Source organism: Eikenella sp. Marseille-P7795 (assembly GCF_916618725.1).
Classification (GTDB): Bacteria; Pseudomonadota; Gammaproteobacteria; order Burkholderiales; family Neisseriaceae; genus Eikenella; species Eikenella longinqua.
This window is the reverse complement of sequence record NZ_CAKAJZ010000002.1, coordinates 105200-122473: the sequence shown is the minus strand read 5'-3', so window position 1 is coordinate 122473 and position 17274 is coordinate 105200. Positions and strand designations below refer to the sequence as shown.

Genomic DNA, 17274 nt, shown 5'->3' with positions numbered 1-17274 from the left:
TCTTTGTAAGGCTAGACAACCGGGCGTTATCTAGGCAAAATGCGCATTATTGCCTGTTAAATGTTGTAACGAAGTTTGGATAACGGAGTCATAAACGCGGGCAATACTTGCGACGTCTACTGCATATTTTCACAAAACAATGCAGTAAGCTTAGATAGATATATTTTTTAATCGACTACATTATTTAGAGGTTAATATGCCACAAATGTTGATTCAGGTATCCGGTATGCAGAACAAAACGGATGGGGACCGGCTGGTTGCCAAAGGCGAAACCGTGGCCGGCGTGAGAATGGTAAACGCCAATCACGAAGATGGCTGCGTGGTGATTACTTACGGCGACGGCTTCGACATCGCCGCATTCAAAGCCGCGTTGACGGAAGAAGGCTTTTCTCCCGAATAAACCCGCGCCTTTCCGGCAGCACGCAATCGCAGCAATAGCCAATGGCTTCCACGGCGGAAGCCATTTTCCTTTTTCAGGTAGCCTTATTTGCCCGCCGTGGCGCAAATGAGGCTACCTGAAAATATTTGCGTGCCAAGGGCGGGCAAACGGCAAGCCTGCCTAGTCAAACAAATCCTGCTGCCTGGTGCGCCGCGGCAACACCTGCGCCTGCGCGGTGCCGGTTTCGAAATGCAGCGAGAGCACCTGCCCGCTGTGCAGCCGGCCGGCATCGCGCACCACCTTGCCCGCGCGGTCGGTGATCACGCTGTAGCCGCGCGCCAGGGTGTGCTGCGGCGAGAGGGCTTCCAAGATGCCGGCCTGCTTTTGGCACTGCGTCTGTTTGTGCGCGAGCAGGGCGGCCAGGTGGCGGTTGAGTTGCACGGCCTGGGCTTGCACCTGGCGCGCGGCGGCCTGCGGCGCGGGGCGGCTGCGGCGGCACAGTTGCGCCAGATAGGCCAGCTGTTCTTGTTTGCGCAGCAGGTGGCGCTGCATGTGGCCGGCGAGGGCGTGGCGGCTGCGCAGGAGGGCGGCCTGCTGCTCCTGCCACTTCTGGCGCGGGTGGCGCAGTTGGGCGGCGTGCCAGTCGAGCCGCTGGGCGGCATCGGTGCAGCGGCGTTGCAGGGTGTGGCGCAAATGGCCGAGCAGCTGCTGCATTTTGCCGAGCTGTTCCGTGCGGTTGGGGCTGGCCAGCTCGGCGGCGGCGGTGGGCGTGGGCGCGCGCAGGTCGGCGGCGAAATCGGTGAGCGTGAAATCGGTTTCGTGGCCCACGCCGCTCACCACGGGAATCGGCGAGGCCGCCACCGCGCGCACGGCCGCCTCTTCGTTGAACGCCCACAAATCTTCCATGCTGCCCCCACCTCGGCACACAATCAGCACATCTGCCTGCCCGTGCGCCGCCGCTGCGGCAAGGGCGGAGGCTACCTGAAATTCGCTGCCCGCGCCCTGCACCGCCGTGGGATACACGATTACGCGCACATCCGGCGCGCGCCGCCGCAAAGTGGTGGCCACATCGCGCAGCGCCGCCGCGGCCAGGCTGGTAACCACGCCGATGCACTGCGGCGCTTCGGGCAGCGGCCGTTTGCGCGAAGCGTCGAACAAGCCTTCCGCCTGCAAACGCTGCTTCAGCCGCTCATAAGCTTCAAACAACTGCCCCAGCCCCTTGCGCCGCACTTCCTGCACATTAATCTGAAACTCGCCGCGCGCCTCATACAGCGTGATTTTGCCCAGCACTTCCACTTCCGCCCCCTCGCGCAGCAGCGCGGCCAGCGAACGGGCGGCGTGTTTGAACAAGGTGCAGCGCACTTGGGCGCGTTGGTCTTTTAAAACAAAGTAGTAGTGCCCGCTGGCCGCCTTCACCAAGTTCGACACCTCGCCGCCCACCCACAGGCCGGAGAGCTGGTCTTCCAGCAGGGTTTTGGCCAGATGGTTCAGCTCGGAAACGGAAAGCGCGGCGGGGGCAAACAGGTCAGACATGGCATCGGGCAGGGGAATGATGGAAGGCGGCATTATACAGCCGGAAGGCTACCTGAAAAATCGGGCAGATGGATTTTCAGGTAGCCTTACCCCGCGCGGCGATATGTTAGAATGCGCCGTTTTCAATTCGGGTTTCCGCCATGTCCAATATTCCAGACCAAGTGCGCCGCCGCCGCACCTTCGCCATCATCTCCCACCCCGACGCGGGCAAAACCACGCTCACCGAAAAACTCTTGCTGTTTTCCGGCGCGATTCAGAGCGCGGGCACGGTGAAAGGCAAAAAAACCGGCAAATTCGCCACTTCCGACTGGATGGAAATCGAGAAGCAGCGCGGCATTTCCGTGGCATCCAGCGTGATGCAGTTCGACTACAAAGACCACACGGTGAACCTGCTGGACACGCCCGGCCACCAAGACTTCTCCGAAGACACCTACCGCGTGCTCACCGCTGTCGATAGCGCGCTGATGGTCATCGACGCGGCCAAAGGCGTGGAAGCGCAAACCATCAAACTGTTGAACGTCTGCCGCCTGCGTAACACGCCCATCGTAACCTTCATGAACAAATACGACCGCGAAGTGCGCGATTCTTTGGAATTGCTGGACGAAGTGGAAAATATTTTAAAAATCCGCTGCGCGCCGGTAACCTGGCCCATCGGCATGGGCAAAAACTTCAAAGGCGTGTACCACATCCTGAACGACGAAATCTATCTGTTTGAAGCGGGGGGCGAGCGTCTGCCGCACGAGTTCGACATCATCAAAGGCATCGACAATCCCGAGCTGGAAAAACGTTTTCCGCTGGAAATCCAGCAGCTTCGCGACGAAATCGAGTTGGTGCAGGCGGCTTCCAACGAGTTTGATTTGGACGAATTTCTTTCAGGTAGCCTCACGCCCGTGTTTTTCGGCTCGGCGATTAACAACTTCGGTATTCAGGAAATCTTGAACTCGCTGATTGACTGGGCACCCGCGCCGAAACCGCGCGACGCGACCGTGCGCATGGTTGAGCCGGACGAGCCGAAATTCTCCGGATTTATCTTTAAAATCCAAGCCAATATGGACCCGAAGCACCGCGACCGCATCGCCTTTTTGCGCGTCTGCTCCGGCAAATTCGAGCGCGGCATGAAGATGAAGCACCTGCGTATCAACCGCGACATCGCCGCATCCAGCGTGGTTACGTTCATGTCGCACGACCGCGAGCTGGTGGAAGAAGCCTTTGCGGGCGACATCATCGGTATCCCCAACCACGGCAACATCCAAATCGGCGACAGCTTCTCCGAAGGCGAGCAACTGGCGTTCACCGGCATCCCCTTCTTTGCGCCCGAACTGTTCCGCAGCGTCCGCATAAAAAACCCGCTGAAAATCAAGCAACTGCAAAAAGGCTTGCAACAGCTTGGCGAAGAAGGCGCGGTGCAGGTGTTCAAACCGATGAGCGGCGCGGATTTGATTTTGGGCGCGGTGGGCGTGTTGCAGTTTGAAGTCGTTACCTCGCGGCTGGCCAACGAATACGGCGTGGAAGCCGTGTTCGACAGCGCGTCCATCTGGTCGGCGCGCTGGGTGTCGTGCGACGACAAGAAAAAGCTGGCGGAATTTGAAAAAGCCAACGCGGGCAATTTGGCGATAGATGCAGGCGGCAATCTGGCCTATCTCGCGCCCAACCGCGTGAACCTGAACCTGACGCAGGAACGCTGGCCGGATATTGTGTTCCACGAAACGCGCGAGCACGCGGCGAAGTTGAGCTGAATAAAGAGGCTACCTGAAAATTTTGGCAATCTTGTTTCCACTGTTTTCAGGTAGCCCTTAACCGGATGGGGAAACGAATGGCTTGGTTCAAAATGAGCGAGTGGGAGTGGTGGAACAAGCTGGCGCTGGCGGCGGCGCTGGTGTTGGGCGCGGTGTTGGTGATGACGCAGCCGCTGGCGTGGAAGAAGGGGGCGTCTTGGCTGGCGGGGGTGGTGTTTGCCGTGCTGGCGGCGCTGTGCGTGCGCTGGCTTTTCCGTCTGCGCAAGGGCGGCGCAGGTTTGCCGGCGGGGGATCGGTTTAAGCGGGATATGTCGCGCGTGATGTGGGGGGTGTTGATGGCGGGGGTGCTGACGCGGGTGCTGGTGAATGCGGTGTTGCTGGTGTCGCTGCTGCCGGTTGAGCCGGTGTCGGTGGAGGCGCGTTTGCTGGAAACGCAGAAGGGCGCTTTCAAATCTTGGGTGCTGGAGCTGGAGGACGGGATGCGTTTTGAGCTGGACGAGGGTGTGCTGCGGCGTACGCCGGAGGATTTGGCGGGGCAGACGGTGCGGGTGAGGGTGCGGGAGAATGGGCTGGGGTATTATGTGGTGGCGGAGTAGGGCGTGGGTGTGAAAAAGGCTACCTGAAAACTTCATTGCGTTTTCAGGTAGCCTTTGGTTTGGCGCTAAGCAGGGCAGGCTAAATGGAGCAGTCGTTTTATTTCAGGTTGATATTATCTGGCGGGGTGTGAATCTGACCTGTGCTTGCTGTTGTCGTGTTTCAAAAATTGTTCCATGCAAACCTGATATTCGATTCTACCCACCGCAACAGAGGTTTTTGTGTGCTCCGACCTAGGCAGCCTCCTTAGGTATGGATACAGGTCATAGGCTTTATCCAGCGAGTGTTTGACTTGCGCGCGCATTAGCTCGCGTATTCTGGGATCGTTTGGGAGGGGATTGATATAGCTGGCTTCCAGTTTCCGCTGTACCGTTTGTCGGCTTTCACCGTTGAGGCTGGCGCGTACGGCGTCGTAGGTGATATTGCCGGTTATTTGCAGAATTCGTGTATTTCCTGAGTGTTGGGTTCGGCATGGGCGGGGACGGACAACATGGCGATGAGGCAGGCGGTGATGATCTGTTTTTTCATTGTGTTACTCCTTATCTCGTATTTTCAGATAGCCTTTGTACGGGCGTGTCAGCAGGGAAAAGGCTACTTGAAAACGGGAGCTTCGTAGAAACTTTGCTGTATTGCGTTTTCAGGTAGCCTTAATATTGTGCGGCAAATTAGGCGGGCAGATGCGGGGCGATGGTTTGCAGCATTTGCGCCAGCACTTTGGGCGGGGCGGCGACGATGTTGCCGCTTTCGAGCCAGCCTTCGTTGCCCTGCATATCGGTAACGATGCCGCCTGCTTCCTGCACGATGAGGGCGCCGGCAGCGATGTCCCAGGGTTTGAGGTTGAATTCGAAGAAGCCGTCGAAGCGGCCGCAGGCCACGGCGCAGAGGTCGAGCGAGGCGGCGCCTTCGCGGCGGGCGCCGGCGGTTTTGGCAAGGAAGCTTTGCAGGATTTGCAGGTAGCTTTCCATCATGCTTTGATCGACCACGGGGAAGCCGGTGCCGATGAGGCAGCGGTTGAGCTCGGTGCGGTTGGATACGCGGATGCGGCGGTCGTTGAGCAGGGCGCCTTGGCCGCGCGAGGCGAGGTAGAGATCGTTGCGCTCGGGGGCGTAAACGAGGGCTTCTTGTAGCACGCCTTTGTGCAGCAGGGCCATGCTGACGGCGTATTGGGGATGGCCGTGCAGGTAGTTGGTGGTGCCGTCGAGCGGGTCGATAATCCATTCGTATTCGGCTTTTTCGGGGCCGGAGGTGCCGGTTTCTTCTGCGGTGATTTTGTGCTGGGGGTAGGCTTCGTGCAGGATTTCGCTGATGATTTCTTCGGCGGTGCGGTCAATGTCGGACACGAAGTCGTTGAAGGCTTTGCTGTCGATTTTGACGGCGGAAAGGTTGTTGGAGGCGCGCAGCATCATGTCGCCAGCGCGGCGGGCGGCTTTGATGGCGGTGTTGAGGACGGGGTTCATGTTTCTCTTTCTCCGATTCGGGCTGTGGGCAGGCTGGCTACCTGAAAATTAGAAAGGGGCTGCGCTCGGGGCGGCAGCCGATTGTTGGGGCGGCATTATACCTTGGGCGGCGGGCGGGCAAAAGCGGGCGGGCTTTAAATCGGCGGGGGCGGCCTTATTTTGCGGGGGTGAATCATTGTTTTGTTTGGGAGCGGGTATGACGGCTTTGTTGGTTGTGTTGGCGCTGGTGTTGCTGCTGGCGGGTTTGGCGGGGGCGGTGCATCCGCTGCTGCCGGGGATGCCGATAATGTTTGCGGGCACGTGGTTGTTGGCTTATAGCCAGGATTACGAGGTAATCGGCCCGACGGCGCTGGTGGTGCTGTGGCTGATTTTGGCGCTGGCTTGGACGTTGGATTATGTGGCGGGGCTGCTGGGGGCGAAGTTTACGGGGCGAGCAGGCAGGCGCTGTGGGGTTCGCTGGCGGGCGGTGTGGTGGGGGCTGTTTTTGCGCTGCCGGGGATGGTGTTGGGCCCGCTGGTGGGCGCGCGCGGCAGGGAGTTTGCGGCGCGGCGCAGTTTGTGGTCGGCGGGCAAGGTGGGGCTGGGCACGCTGTTGGGCATGGTGGCGGGGTGGTGGCGAAACTGGGCTGTGCGCTGGTGGTGTTGTTTAGTATTTTGGGCTTGTATGTGTATCATTGGGTGAGTTGAGGGTTTTGGGACTTTAGCTTGAAACTTGGTATCGATAATATTTTGTACGGCATGGGAGAGATTTCAGGTGGCCTGCTAATTTCAGGTAGCCTTTGCCATCCTTGCCCTATTCACCCTTGCGCCTCATGCCGGCGCGGGCACTTCCTTTTCTTTGCTTCGCCAAAGAAAAGGAAGCAAAAGAAAGGCGACTGCGGGCACAGGTTTGGCTTCGCCAAACTTCCCTCACTCCACGCAGTTTTTCGGGCGGGCTCGCAACTTGCGGTTGCGCCGCTTCGAACATGCAAGCCCTTGTTTCCCGAAAAACCGCGCTCCGTTCGGCTGCGCCAGCAGAGAAGTCACAGCCCCAAGTATTGACATCAAGATATTCTGCGCTTGGTTTTTCAGGAAGTTTTGTTGGGAGTTTGGATTTCAGGTAGCCTGTGGCGAAATGGGGCTGCCTGAAAAACGGCGGGATGATTTTGTCTTTACGGCAATTTTGCTGCGCTGGGTTTGAACTGAGTTGAGGCTGACGTTTTCAGGTAGCCTTTCTCTGCTATGATTGGCTACCTGAAAAATAATTTTGAGTGAAATGAGAAGTAGATGATCGGTTTGATGATTATGACGCATGAAACGCTGGGCGAGTCTTATAGCAAGCTGGCGCAGCATTTTTTCGGCGAGATGCCGGAGTATTTGTCGATTATCGGCGTGCGGCCGGATGAGGAGCCGGAGGCGGTGATGGCGCGGGCGCAGAAGGAAGCGGAGCGGCTGGCGGTTACCGACGGCATCTTGCTGCTGGCGGATGTGTTTGGCGCCACGCCGTGCAATGTGGGGCGGCGGCTGTTGCGGCAACACCGCATGGTGATGCTCACGGGGCTGAATGCGCCGATGATGGTGAAGGCGGTGCAGGAGGCGAAAAAGAGCGATGATTTGCTGGCGTTGGCCGAGGCGGTGCGCCAGTCGGCTTTGGCCGGGATTATGCTGATTTTGCCGGAAGAGGAGCAGGGCGTATGCTGAAGCAGCAGGTGGAGATTATTAACAAGCTGGGGCTGCACGCGCGCGCGTCGAGCAAGTTTACGCAAACGGCGGGCGCGTTTGCCGCCGAGGTGCGGGTGTGCCGCAACGGCAAGTGTGTAAACGGCAAGAGCATCATGGGCTTGATGATGCTGGCGGCGGCCAAGGGCGCAGTAATCGAAATCGAAACCGAGGGCGCAGACGAGCAGGCGGCCATGCAGGCGCTGCTGGCTTTGATCAATAATTATTTCGACGAAGGCGAGTAAACATGAGCGTGGTGTTGCACGGATTTGCGGCGGGCAGCGGGATTGCCATCGGGCGGGCGCATTTGGTGGTGCGCGGCATGGAGGAAGTGCCGCAGCTGGATATGGCGCCGGAGGAAATCGATGCCGAGGCCGAACGTTTTGAAGCGGCCGTGAAGGCCACCCGCCGCCAGCTGGAGCAGCTGCGCAGCGCCATCCCCGAAAATGCGCCAACCGAATTGGGCGCGTTTATTTCGCTGCACCTGATGCTCCTGGCCGACGTTACCCTTTCGCGCGAGCCGATCGACATTCTGCGCGCGCAGGGCATCAACGCCGAATGGGCGCTGAAGCTGCAAACCGACAAGTTGGCCGAACAGTTCGACGCCATCGACGACGAATACCTGCGCGAACGCAAGCAAGACATGCTTCAGGTAGCCGAGCGGATCTACCAAAACCTGATGGGGCAGAACACCGACTTCTTGCCCGACACCGACACCGAAGACGACATCATCCTGGTTGCCCACGATTTATCGCCCGCTGATGCCGTGTATTTCAAGGAGCACCGCATTGCCGGCTTCGCCACTGACGCCGGCGGCCCTACCAGCCACACCGCTATTTTGGGCCGCAGCCTGGATATGCCCTCGGTAATCGGCCTATACAACGCGCGCGAGCTGATCAGCCAAGATGAATGGATCATTGTGGACGGCCTCAGCGGCGTGCTAATCATCAACCCCGATGACCTCATCCTCAGCGAATACCGCAAGCGCGACCGCGTGTACCGTAGCCAGCGCCGCCTGCTCAACAAGCTCAAAGACATTACCGCCACCACCAAAGACGGCATCGACATCGAGCTTTTGGCCAACATCGAATCCGGCCAAGACGTGCGCCTGATGAACCGCCTTTCCGCCGACGGCGTGGGCTTGTTCCGCAGCGAATTCCTGTTTTTAAACCGCGACAACCTGCCCGACGAAGACGAGCAATACCGCGTGTATGCCGGCATTGTGAAAAAGCTCAAAGGCAAGCCGCTCACCTTGCGCACCGTGGATTTGGGCGTGGATAAAAACCCGCGTTGGTTTGGCGAAGGCCACGCGCTCAACCCCGCCTTGGGCATGACCGGCATCCGCCTCTGCCTGGCCGAGCCGGTGATGTTCCGCACCCAGATGCGGGCGGCTTTGCGCGCGGCGGCGCTGGGGCCGGTGAAAATCATGTGGCCGATGATTTCTTCAGTGGATGAAGTGCGCCAGTGTATCAACCATTTGGCCACCGCCCGCCGCCAGCTGGAGGAGCGCGGCGAAGAGTATGGCAAAGTGCAGGTGGGCGCGATGATCGAAATCCCCTCGGCCGCACTCACTGTGGGCAGCATTTTGAAATATCTGGATTTTATCTCGGTCGGTACCAATGATTTGATTCAATATACCTTATCGGTGGATCGCGGCGACGACAGCGTGAGCTATCTCTACCAGCCCGCTCACCCGGCTGTGTTGAAGCTGCTGCATCATGTGTTTGGCACCGCCAAGCGCATGGGCAAGCCGGTGTCGGTGTGCGGCGAAATGGCGGGCGATTTGCATTTCACCCGCTTGCTGTTGGGTCTGGGCCTGCGCCGCTTCTCCATGAATGCTAGCAATCTGCTGGCGGTGAAAAATGTGATTATTCAAAGCAACACGGCCGAGCTGGCCTCTCAGGTGCGCAAACTGCTGCGCATGGGCGATCCGGAGAAGGTTCGGCAGGCAGTTAAGAAGATGAATGCGGCAGATGATGACAAAAACGCAACAGTTGAAATAACATAACATTCAGATAGAAAAGTGAAGAATCGTTAAAAATTATTGTTTAAATACTGCGCTTAATCTTTACTTAAATAAATGAACAAATCTTCTTCTTTTCAAGCTTAGTGCAAGTTTATGGCGGCGAATTGCCGTATTTGGGTAAAAAATAACAATTAGTAGTGACAATAATCAAAGTATTCTATACAATGCGCCCCGTCTGTGCCGCTTCTTGGTAGGCGGTATGGATAGTAAGTAGACGTTTTCCCGCAAGTTGGCCATCAATACTTCCTCCCTTGGTATTGATGGCTTTTTTTTGTCTGTGCCAGGCGCACAAAGTGAATGTTCAACTTGCGTCGGGGGAGCTGCCGATATTTTTCAGGTAGCCTGATGGCGTGGCCGGCGTGTAAGGGCTTATTCTTATCTAATTCTTCATTTGCCAAGCACAATCGTTCTGCCGCTCTGCCCGATGGTGGCAATCGTTCTGCCGCTCTGCCCGATGGTGGCAATCGTTTGCAGTTTCCTGTTTGGCGATGCGCCGCCGCTGGCTTATAATCCGCAGTTTTCCAAACTATCTCAATCTGTCGGCAGAACCCATCATGCAAGAACTCTACCAACCCTCCCTCACCGAGCCCGCCGCCCGCGAAAAATGGGCGGCGCACCGCGTTTTCAACGCCAAAGAAAACAGCACTAAGCCCAAATTCTACTGCCTCTCCATGTTCCCCTATCCCAGCGGCAGGCTGCACATGGGGCACGTGCGCAACTACACCATCGGCGACGTGCGCAGCCGCTTCAAATTGCTGAACGGGTTCAACGTGTTGCAGCCGATGGGTTGGGACGCGTTCGGCATGCCCGCCGAAAACGCCGCGCTGAAAAACGGCACCGCGCCCGCCAAATGGACATATGAAAACATCGCCTATATGCGCGGCCAGTTGCAGAGCTTGGGCTTCGCGCTGGATTGGGAACGCGAAATCGCCACCTGCCGCCCAGAATACTACCGCTGGGAGCAATTGCTGTTCACCAAGCTGTTTGAAAAAGGCATTGTGTACAAAAAGTTGGGCACGGTGAACTGGGACCCGGTGGACCACACCGTGCTGGCCAACGAGCAGGTGATTGACGGGCGCGGCTGGCGCAGCGGCGCGCTGGTGGAAAAGCGCGAAATCCCGATGTACTACTTCAAAATCACCGATTACGCCGAGCAGCTTCTGGCCGATTTGGACGGCTTGGACTGGCCGGAGCAGGTGAAAACCATGCAGCGCAACTGGATTGGCAAATCGCGCGGCATGAACGTGCGTTTTCAGGTAGCCGCCGACAGCCGCGAAGGGCTACCTGAAAATTATGCCGATTATATTCAAGTCTATACCACCCGCCCCGACACGCTGATGGGCGCGACTTATGTGGCTGTGGCCGCCGAGCACCCGCTGGCCGCCGCCGCTGCCGAAAAGCAGCCTGCACTGCAAGCGTTCATCGCCGAATGCAAGGCCGGCAGCGTGGCTGAAGCCGATATGGCGACGATGGAGAAAAAAGGCCTGCCCACCGGCCGCTTCGTCATCAACCCGCTCAACGGCGAGCGGCTGGAAGTGTGGGTGGCGAACTATGTGCTGTGGGGCTACGGCGACGGCGCGGTGATGGCCGTGCCCGCGCACGACGAGCGCGATTTTGAGTTTGCCAACAAATTCGGCCTGCCGATTAAACAGGTGATCGAATTGAACGAACCGCAGCCCTACAACCCCTCCGTGTGGCATGACTGGTATGGCGCGAAGGAAAACACGCGGCTGATAAACTCAGGCGAATTCAACGGCTTGGATTTTCAGGCTGCTTTCGATGCCATCGCCGCCAAGTTGCAGGCTGCTTCTGCGGGCGAGCCGAAAACGCAATACCGCCTGCGCGACTGGGGCATTTCCCGCCAGCGTTATTGGGGCTGCCCGATTCCCATCATCCATTGTGAATGCTGCGGCGAAGTGCCCGTGCCCGCACAGGATTTGCCCGTGGTGCTGCCCGAAAACGTGGTGCCCGACGGCGCGGGTTCGCCGCTGGCCAAAATGCCCGAATTTTATGAGACAAAATGTCCGAAATGCGGCGGCGCGGCCAAGCGCGAAACCGACACCATGGACACCTTCATGGAATCGAGCTGGTACCAGTTCCGCTATATGTCGCCGCGCGACGACGCGCACATGGTCGCGCCCGAAGCGGCGGCGTATTGGGGGCAGGCCGACCAATACATCGGCGGTATCGAACACGCGATTTTGCACCTTTTGTACGCCCGCTTCTTCACTAAATTGATGAACGAAGAAGGGATTGTGCCCGTGCGCGAGCCGTTCAAGCAGTTGCTCACACAGGGCATGGTGCTGGCGCAAACCTACTACCGCGACCGTGCCGATGGCGGCAAAGAATGGTTCAACCCCGCCGATGTGGATTTGCAGTTGGACGACAAAGGCCGCCCCGCCTCCGCCGTGTTGCGCGCCGACGGGCAGCCCGTGCAGATTGGCGGTATGGAAAAAATGTCCAAATCCAAAAACAACGGCGTTGATCCGCAAACGCTGATCGACACCTACGGCGCGGACACCGCCCGCCTGTTCATGATGTTCGCCGCGCCGCCCGAGCAGTCGCTGGAATGGAACGACGCCGCTGTGGAAGGCGCGCACCGCTTCCTGCGCCGTCTGTGGCGCACCGTGTACGAATTCAATCAGGGCGGTACGGCGCAGGCGTTTTCAGGTAGCCACAACGCGCTGGCAGGCAGCCTGCAAGAGTTGCGCTTCAAGCTGCACAGCACCATCGCCAAAGTCACCGACGACTACGACCGCCGCCAGCAGTTCAACACCGCCGTGGCCGCCGTGATGGAGCTGCTGAACCAATACGACGCCACTGCCAAAAGCGGCGCGTTGGCCGAAACGCACGGCCGCGAAGTGGCGCAGGAAACGCTGGAAGCCGTGCTGCTGCTGCTGTGGCCCATCGTGCCGCACATTTGCGAAAGCCTGTGGGGCGAGCTGCGCGAGGGCGGCAAGGTGTGGGAAACCGCGTGGCCGAAAGCCGACCCCGCCGCGCTGGTGCAGACCGAAATCGAAATGATGGTGCAGGTGAACGGCAAGCTGCGCGACAAAATCACCGTGCCCGCCGAAGCCGACAAAGCCGCCATCGAAGCCGCCGCGCTCGCCACCGCCGGCGCGCAGAAGTTTATGGAAGGCAAAGCGGCGAAGAAAATCATCGTCGTGCCCAAGCGGCTGGTGAATATTGTGGTGTGAGGCCGTTGGGCTGATAAGAGGCTACCTGAAAATATTGGCTTTCAATTTTTCAGGTAGCCTTTGTTATAACTAAATCAAATCCATGCAAAAAGTCGGCTTGTGCTGAACCTGTTTGCGGTTTTATTGGCTTTGGGAGAGTTTAAAGGTTGGCTTGATTTTATTGCCAACGTCCCGTCTCGTGATTTCCATTACTTCATCATGGGAATGATTGAATTACTAGTCTATTATTTGGTAAGCCTGTTTATTGTTTATTTGTCGTTTCATTGCCTGCCCGTCAAAGCCGCAGCAGCCGTCAGGATATTTTGCTCGGCAACGGTTTGCTTGTTGTTGGATATGTTGTTTTGCTTGTTTGTATATCGTCTGTTTTTTATTGTGTAAGCAGGCCGCAGCGAGTGAATCAGTCTGATTCATTCTTCAGCCAGCCCTTCTAGCACAGAGGCTACCTGAAAAATCCCCGCCCCAAGTTTTCACTTCGCTGAAGCTTGCGTTTTAGCTTCGCAGAAACTCACTCCGTTCGTTTTAACTGCGTTGAAGCTCACGCTTTCAGGTAGCCTTTTGCCGCCCAATCAGGCTGGCCTGCCTTGCCGTGAACTTGCGTTGTCCAGTAAAATAACGTGCTTCCGACAGGCGGCGCGCCCGCCCCAGAAGCACGTTTGCACACCGCCATGCGGTGCGGGAACGTGCTTTTTCTCGGATTGAACCCCTCTTATCGGACACCACACCATGACCACTCCCGCACTCCTCGTTCTCGCTGACGGCAGCGTATTTCACGGCACATCAATCGGTTACGACGACACGACTTCCGGCGAAGTCGTGTTCAACACTTCCATGACCGGCTATCAGGAAATCCTGACCGACCCGTCCTACTGCAAACAAATCGTTACCCTCACCTACCCCCACATCGGCAATACCGGCACCAACGCCGAAGACGAAGAAAGCCGCAGCGTTTATGCCGCAGGCCTGATTATCCGCGACCTGCCGCTCTTGCACAGCAACTTCCGCGCGTTCGAAAGCCTGCACGACTATTTAGTGCGCAACAAAACCGTCGCCATTGCCGACATCGACACCCGCCGCCTGACCACGCTCTTGCGCGAAAAAGGCGCGCAAGGCGGCGCGATTCTGACCGGCGCGGACGCTACGGTGGAAAAAGCGCAGGAACTCATCGCCGCGTTCGGCAGCATGGTCGGCAAAGATTTGGCGAAAGAAGTTTCCTGCACAGAAGCCTACGAATGGACCGAAGGCGAATGGGCGTTGGGCAAAGGTTTCGTTACTCCTGCCGAACAGCCGTTCCACGTTGTCGCCTATGATTTCGGCGTGAAAACCAACATCCTGCGTATGCTCGCCTCGCGCGGCTGCCGCCTGACCGTCGTCCCCGCCCAAACCAGTGCGGAAGAGGTGTTGGCACTCAACCCGGACGGCGTATTCCTCTCCAACGGCCCGGGCGACCCCGAGCCTTGCGACTACGCCATCGAAGCCGTGCAAAAACTGATGGCAAGCGGCAAACCCATCTTCGGCATTTGTTTGGGACACCAGCTCATCAGCCTCGCCATCGGCGCAAAAACCCTGAAAATGCACTTCAGCCACCACGGCGCGAACCACCCCGTGCAAGACTTGGACAGCGGCAAAGTCGTCATCACCAGCCAAAACCACGGCTTCGCCGTCGATGCCGACACCCTGCCCGCCAACGCAAGGATTACCCACCATTCCCTGTTCGACGACACCTTGCAAGGCATTGAGCTGACCGACAAACCCGTGTTCTGTTTCCAAGGCCACCCCGAAGCCAGCCCTGGCCCGCAGGATGTCGGCTATCTGTTTGACAAGTTTATTGCCAATATGCAGGCTGCCAAACAGTAAATATTGCTGTTTCTCAGCCACCGTTGAGGTTTGTATAGTGGATTAACAAAAATCAGGACAAGGCGAGGCAACGCCGTACTGGTTTTTGTTAATCCACTATACTTTTCAGGTAGCCTTTGCCATGCGCGAAGGCTACCTGAAAATTTATCGGTTTGGTTTAACGGTTAGGGCGAACCATGAAAATATACGAAATCCATTGCTCCGGCATCGAGCTGTTGTGCCGGCCTTTCTCTTTGGCGCTGGCGGCAGACCCGTTTCCTTTGGAGCAAAACTGCGATTGCGTGGAAATCGGCGCGGCGGCAGGCGGCAGCGAACTGCGCCTGTGGTATGACGACGGCTCGCGCCTGGCCTGTTTTTCTCCGGCGTTTGAAGCGCTGTATATCGACAGCGGGCGGCTGTGCGCGGATATTTGGCTGCCGCCGGAAACCACGGATGGCGCGCCGCCCAGCGGCATCGGGCAAATCCGCCTGTTTTTGGCGCGCGAACACCTGCTGCGGCTGCAAACGGTGTGGCCGCTAGACAGGGTGGCGGATTATGCGGCGCTGGCATATTGCTTTGAGGAATAGGGCGGCGGCTTGCCTGCGTGCGGGGTTTGGGGTAGGCTGGGTTTGGCTTTGTTGCTGCGGTATTTTCAGGTAGCCTTGGGTGAAGATTGGGGCTACCTGAAAAATGGCGCGGCTCAAGCGGGAAGGGTATGAGTTTGCTCATACGCGAGATGATTTGCGATTGGATATTGAAAGGAAAAGACATGGGAAAATGGATGATGATTGCGGCGCAGGCGGCGTTGCTCATGGCTTCGGCTGTACAGGCGCAAACCTTGGATGAGCAGGCAAAAATACAGGTTGTGCGGCAGGCGTATGCCAAAGAGGATTATTTGCCGTATGCTTCGCCGGAATTTAAGCGTGTTGTGAATCAGGCTTATCGGATTATCGATAGAGCTAATACCCGGGCCCAGGGGATTGAGTGCGAATATGCCAGGCATTTCGATATGGGCATTGGGAATGGCGGTGCGCCCGATGATTTGATGCGGACACTGAGGGTGACGCCATTGCAGGGAGACAGGGTGCGTGCAACGTTTAAAGATTTTGTCAATCTGGGCGAGCCTAGAAAAACCGTTACCACTCACTTTAACGTTAGTTGCCATAACGGACGTTGCCAAATCAACGATGTGGGCAATGTGCGGAGGGGTTACCAGCAGATTGTCCGCACGAATCGGTGTGAGTAGGGCAATGTGGCTCGTACGGCAGGGTTGTTTGTTGCCGATGGTTTTCAGGTAGCCTCCAGCTTCGCGTGAGGGCTACCTGAAAACTATTCGGCCTTTCTCTCTGCTTAAGCCCTTGCCGCCAATCCGCTTTGGGCTATAATCGCCCTTTCTTTTTTCTGCCGGTTTCCTTCCCCTTGGATTTCACCACCCGATTGCGTCGCGCCCGCCGCTACCGCCCATACCAGCCGCAGGCGGTGATGCCGGCGCACCATATTTGCTGCCATTCCTGCGGTTTGGAGCTGCGCCTGCCGCCGCTCAAGCCGGGGAAGGCGGCGTTTTGCCCGCGCTGCCGGCATCCGCTGGCGCGGGTGGAGGCCAATCCGTTTATGCTGCCGCCGGCGCTGGCTTTGGCTTCGCTGATTATGCTGGCGGTGGTGTTTTCCGGGTTGTATATGCAGGTTACGGTGTTGGGGCAGAATGTGCCGCTCACGCTGCCGGAAATGATGAAGGTGCTGATTTTGCAGGAATCGGGCTTTTTGGCGGAGGTGATGTTTGTGCTCACTTTCGGCGCACCGCTGCTGTTTTGCCTGCTGTGTTTGTATGTGTATGGCGGGCTGCTATGGGGCAGGCCGCCGCCGGGGGTGCTGCGCGCCACGCGCTGGCTGGTGCGGCTGCGCGGTTGGATGATGGTGGATGTGTTTTTTATTTCCACGCTGGTGGCGTATATCAAGCTGGGCAAGGTGGCGCAGGTGCAGTTTGGCGCGGCCTTTTACCTGATGTTTGCGCTCTCCGTGCTGCTGATTCGCACGGCGATTTCGGTGCCGGAGCATTGGGTGTATTACCAAATCCGGCGGCTGAACGGGGATCGGGATTTGCTGCGGCCGCAAGGCAGCTCGGTGTTTTGCGGCAAGTGTTTGTTTGAGCGGCCGGCGGGCGAAACGGAATGCGGCATCTGCGGCTCGGGGCTGCACAAGCGGCGGCCGAACAGCCTGGGCTGGAGCTTGGCGCTGCTGATTACGGCGCTGGTGTTGCTCTTGCCGGCGAATTTGATGACGATTATGGTGTCGTCCAACCCCACCGTGATCGAGCGCAGCACGATTTTCAGCGGCATCCGGTTTATGTGGCGCGACGGCGACCACTATATTGCGATGATTATTTTCAGCGCCAGCATCATGGTGCCGTGGCTGAAGATTATCGCCATGGGCGTGCTGCTGTATGCGGCCAAGTTTGGCATCAATATGGCGCCGCAGAAGCTTTCCAAGCTGTATCTGATTACCGAATCCATCGGGCGTTGGTCGATGATTGATATTTTCGTCATCATCATGCTGATGTCCACTTTCCGCACGCATTTGGCGCGCGTGGTGCCCGGGCCGGCGGCGCTGTATTTCTGCCTGGTGGTGCTGCTCACCATGCTTTCGGCGCACTTTTTCGACCCGCGCCTGATGTGGGACAAAGCCGCCCAACGGCGCAAACAGTCGGGCTGACATTTTGGCTTTGCAGACATTCCGCCGCGCTGCGTTTTTCAGGTAGCCTCCGGCTAAGAAAAGGCTACCTGAAAACACCCAAGCCCCAACCTTTTTAAAAACCAAGCATCCCA

General features: G+C 57.8%; 15 protein-coding genes and 1 pseudogene. 13 read left to right on the top strand and 3 right to left on the bottom strand.

Annotation, left to right across the window (positions count from 1 at the left end):
• Positions 1-226: 226 nt before the first annotated feature.
• Positions 227-400 (top strand): hypothetical protein, encoded by a 174-nt coding sequence (locus LG371_RS03930; protein ID WP_370632655.1) that lies wholly within the window; start codon positions 227-229, stop codon positions 398-400.
• A 159-nt stretch (positions 401-559) separates the two neighbouring features.
• On the opposite strand, the gene xseA is transcribed toward LG371_RS03930, so the two are convergent.
• On the bottom strand, positions 560-1912 hold the full coding sequence (gene xseA / locus LG371_RS03925; protein WP_370632662.1) for an exodeoxyribonuclease VII large subunit: 1353 nt from the start codon (positions 1910-1912) through the stop codon (positions 560-562).
• Between the two features lie 140 nt (positions 1913-2052).
• Here xseA and LG371_RS03920 point away from each other — a divergent pair, with 140 nt between their 5' ends.
• Both LG371_RS03920 and LG371_RS03915 read left to right on the top strand, forming a co-directional pair.
• Positions 2053-3648, top strand: coding sequence for a peptide chain release factor 3 (locus LG371_RS03920; protein ID WP_225747791.1), 1596 nt, complete (start codon positions 2053-2055; stop codon positions 3646-3648).
• Between the two features lie 77 nt (positions 3649-3725).
• Positions 3726-4244, top strand: coding sequence for a hypothetical protein (locus LG371_RS03915; protein ID WP_225747790.1), 519 nt, complete (start codon positions 3726-3728; stop codon positions 4242-4244).
• A gap of 663 nt (positions 4245-4907) precedes the next feature.
• Here LG371_RS03915 and LG371_RS03910 read toward each other — a convergent pair.
• Positions 4908-5699: an inositol monophosphatase family protein gene (locus LG371_RS03910; RefSeq protein ID WP_067589710.1), complete on the bottom strand. Its 792-nt coding sequence runs from the start codon at positions 5697-5699 to the stop codon at positions 4908-4910.
• A gap of 48 nt (positions 5700-5747) precedes the next feature.
• Complete coding sequence (locus LG371_RS03905) at positions 5748-5999, bottom strand: hypothetical protein (protein WP_225748060.1); 252 nt, start codon at positions 5997-5999, stop codon at positions 5748-5750.
• On the opposite strand from LG371_RS03905, the pseudogene LG371_RS03900 reads away from it, so the two are divergent.
• From LG371_RS03900 to LG371_RS03855, 10 genes and pseudogenes are all read left to right on the top strand, one after another.
• Positions 5896-6380, top strand: a pseudogene (locus LG371_RS03900) (DUF456 domain-containing protein). The gene LG371_RS03905 and the pseudogene LG371_RS03900 overlap by 104 nt on opposite strands.
• 584 nt (positions 6381-6964) lie before the next feature.
• The gene (locus LG371_RS03895) at positions 6965-7378 is read left to right on the top strand and encodes a PTS sugar transporter subunit IIA (RefSeq protein WP_225747789.1); all 414 of its coding nucleotides are present in this window, start codon (positions 6965-6967) and stop codon (positions 7376-7378) included.
• On the top strand, positions 7372-7641 hold the full coding sequence (locus LG371_RS03890) for an HPr family phosphocarrier protein (RefSeq protein ID WP_067589701.1): 270 nt from the start codon (positions 7372-7374) through the stop codon (positions 7639-7641). Before LG371_RS03895 ends, LG371_RS03890 begins: the two co-directional genes overlap by 7 nt.
• Before the next feature lie 2 nt (positions 7642-7643).
• A complete protein-coding gene (gene ptsP, locus LG371_RS03885; RefSeq protein WP_067589697.1) occupies positions 7644-9404 on the top strand; it encodes a phosphoenolpyruvate--protein phosphotransferase in 1761 nt (586 codons plus the stop codon).
• Between the two features lie 572 nt (positions 9405-9976).
• The gene (leuS, locus tag LG371_RS03880; RefSeq protein ID WP_067590327.1) at positions 9977-12619 is read left to right on the top strand and encodes a leucine--tRNA ligase; all 2643 of its coding nucleotides are present in this window, start codon (positions 9977-9979) and stop codon (positions 12617-12619) included.
• 99 nt (positions 12620-12718) lie between these two features.
• Positions 12719-12997, top strand: a complete 279-nt coding sequence (locus LG371_RS03875; RefSeq protein WP_067589695.1) for a hypothetical protein — start codon at positions 12719-12721, stop codon at positions 12995-12997.
• 345 nt (positions 12998-13342) lie between these two features.
• Positions 13343-14473 (top strand): glutamine-hydrolyzing carbamoyl-phosphate synthase small subunit, encoded by a 1131-nt coding sequence (carA, locus tag LG371_RS03870; RefSeq protein WP_067589692.1) that lies wholly within the window; start codon positions 13343-13345, stop codon positions 14471-14473.
• Between the two features lie 176 nt (positions 14474-14649).
• Positions 14650-15039, top strand: coding sequence for a hypothetical protein (locus LG371_RS03865; RefSeq protein WP_225747788.1), 390 nt, complete (start codon positions 14650-14652; stop codon positions 15037-15039).
• A gap of 128 nt (positions 15040-15167) precedes the next feature.
• The gene (locus tag LG371_RS03860) at positions 15168-15698 is read left to right on the top strand and encodes a hypothetical protein (protein WP_225747787.1); all 531 of its coding nucleotides are present in this window, start codon (positions 15168-15170) and stop codon (positions 15696-15698) included.
• 236 nt (positions 15699-15934) lie between these two features.
• The gene (locus LG371_RS03855) at positions 15935-17161 is read left to right on the top strand and encodes a paraquat-inducible protein A (protein ID WP_156503465.1); all 1227 of its coding nucleotides are present in this window, start codon (positions 15935-15937) and stop codon (positions 17159-17161) included.
• The last annotated feature ends 113 nt before the right edge of the window (positions 17162-17274 follow it).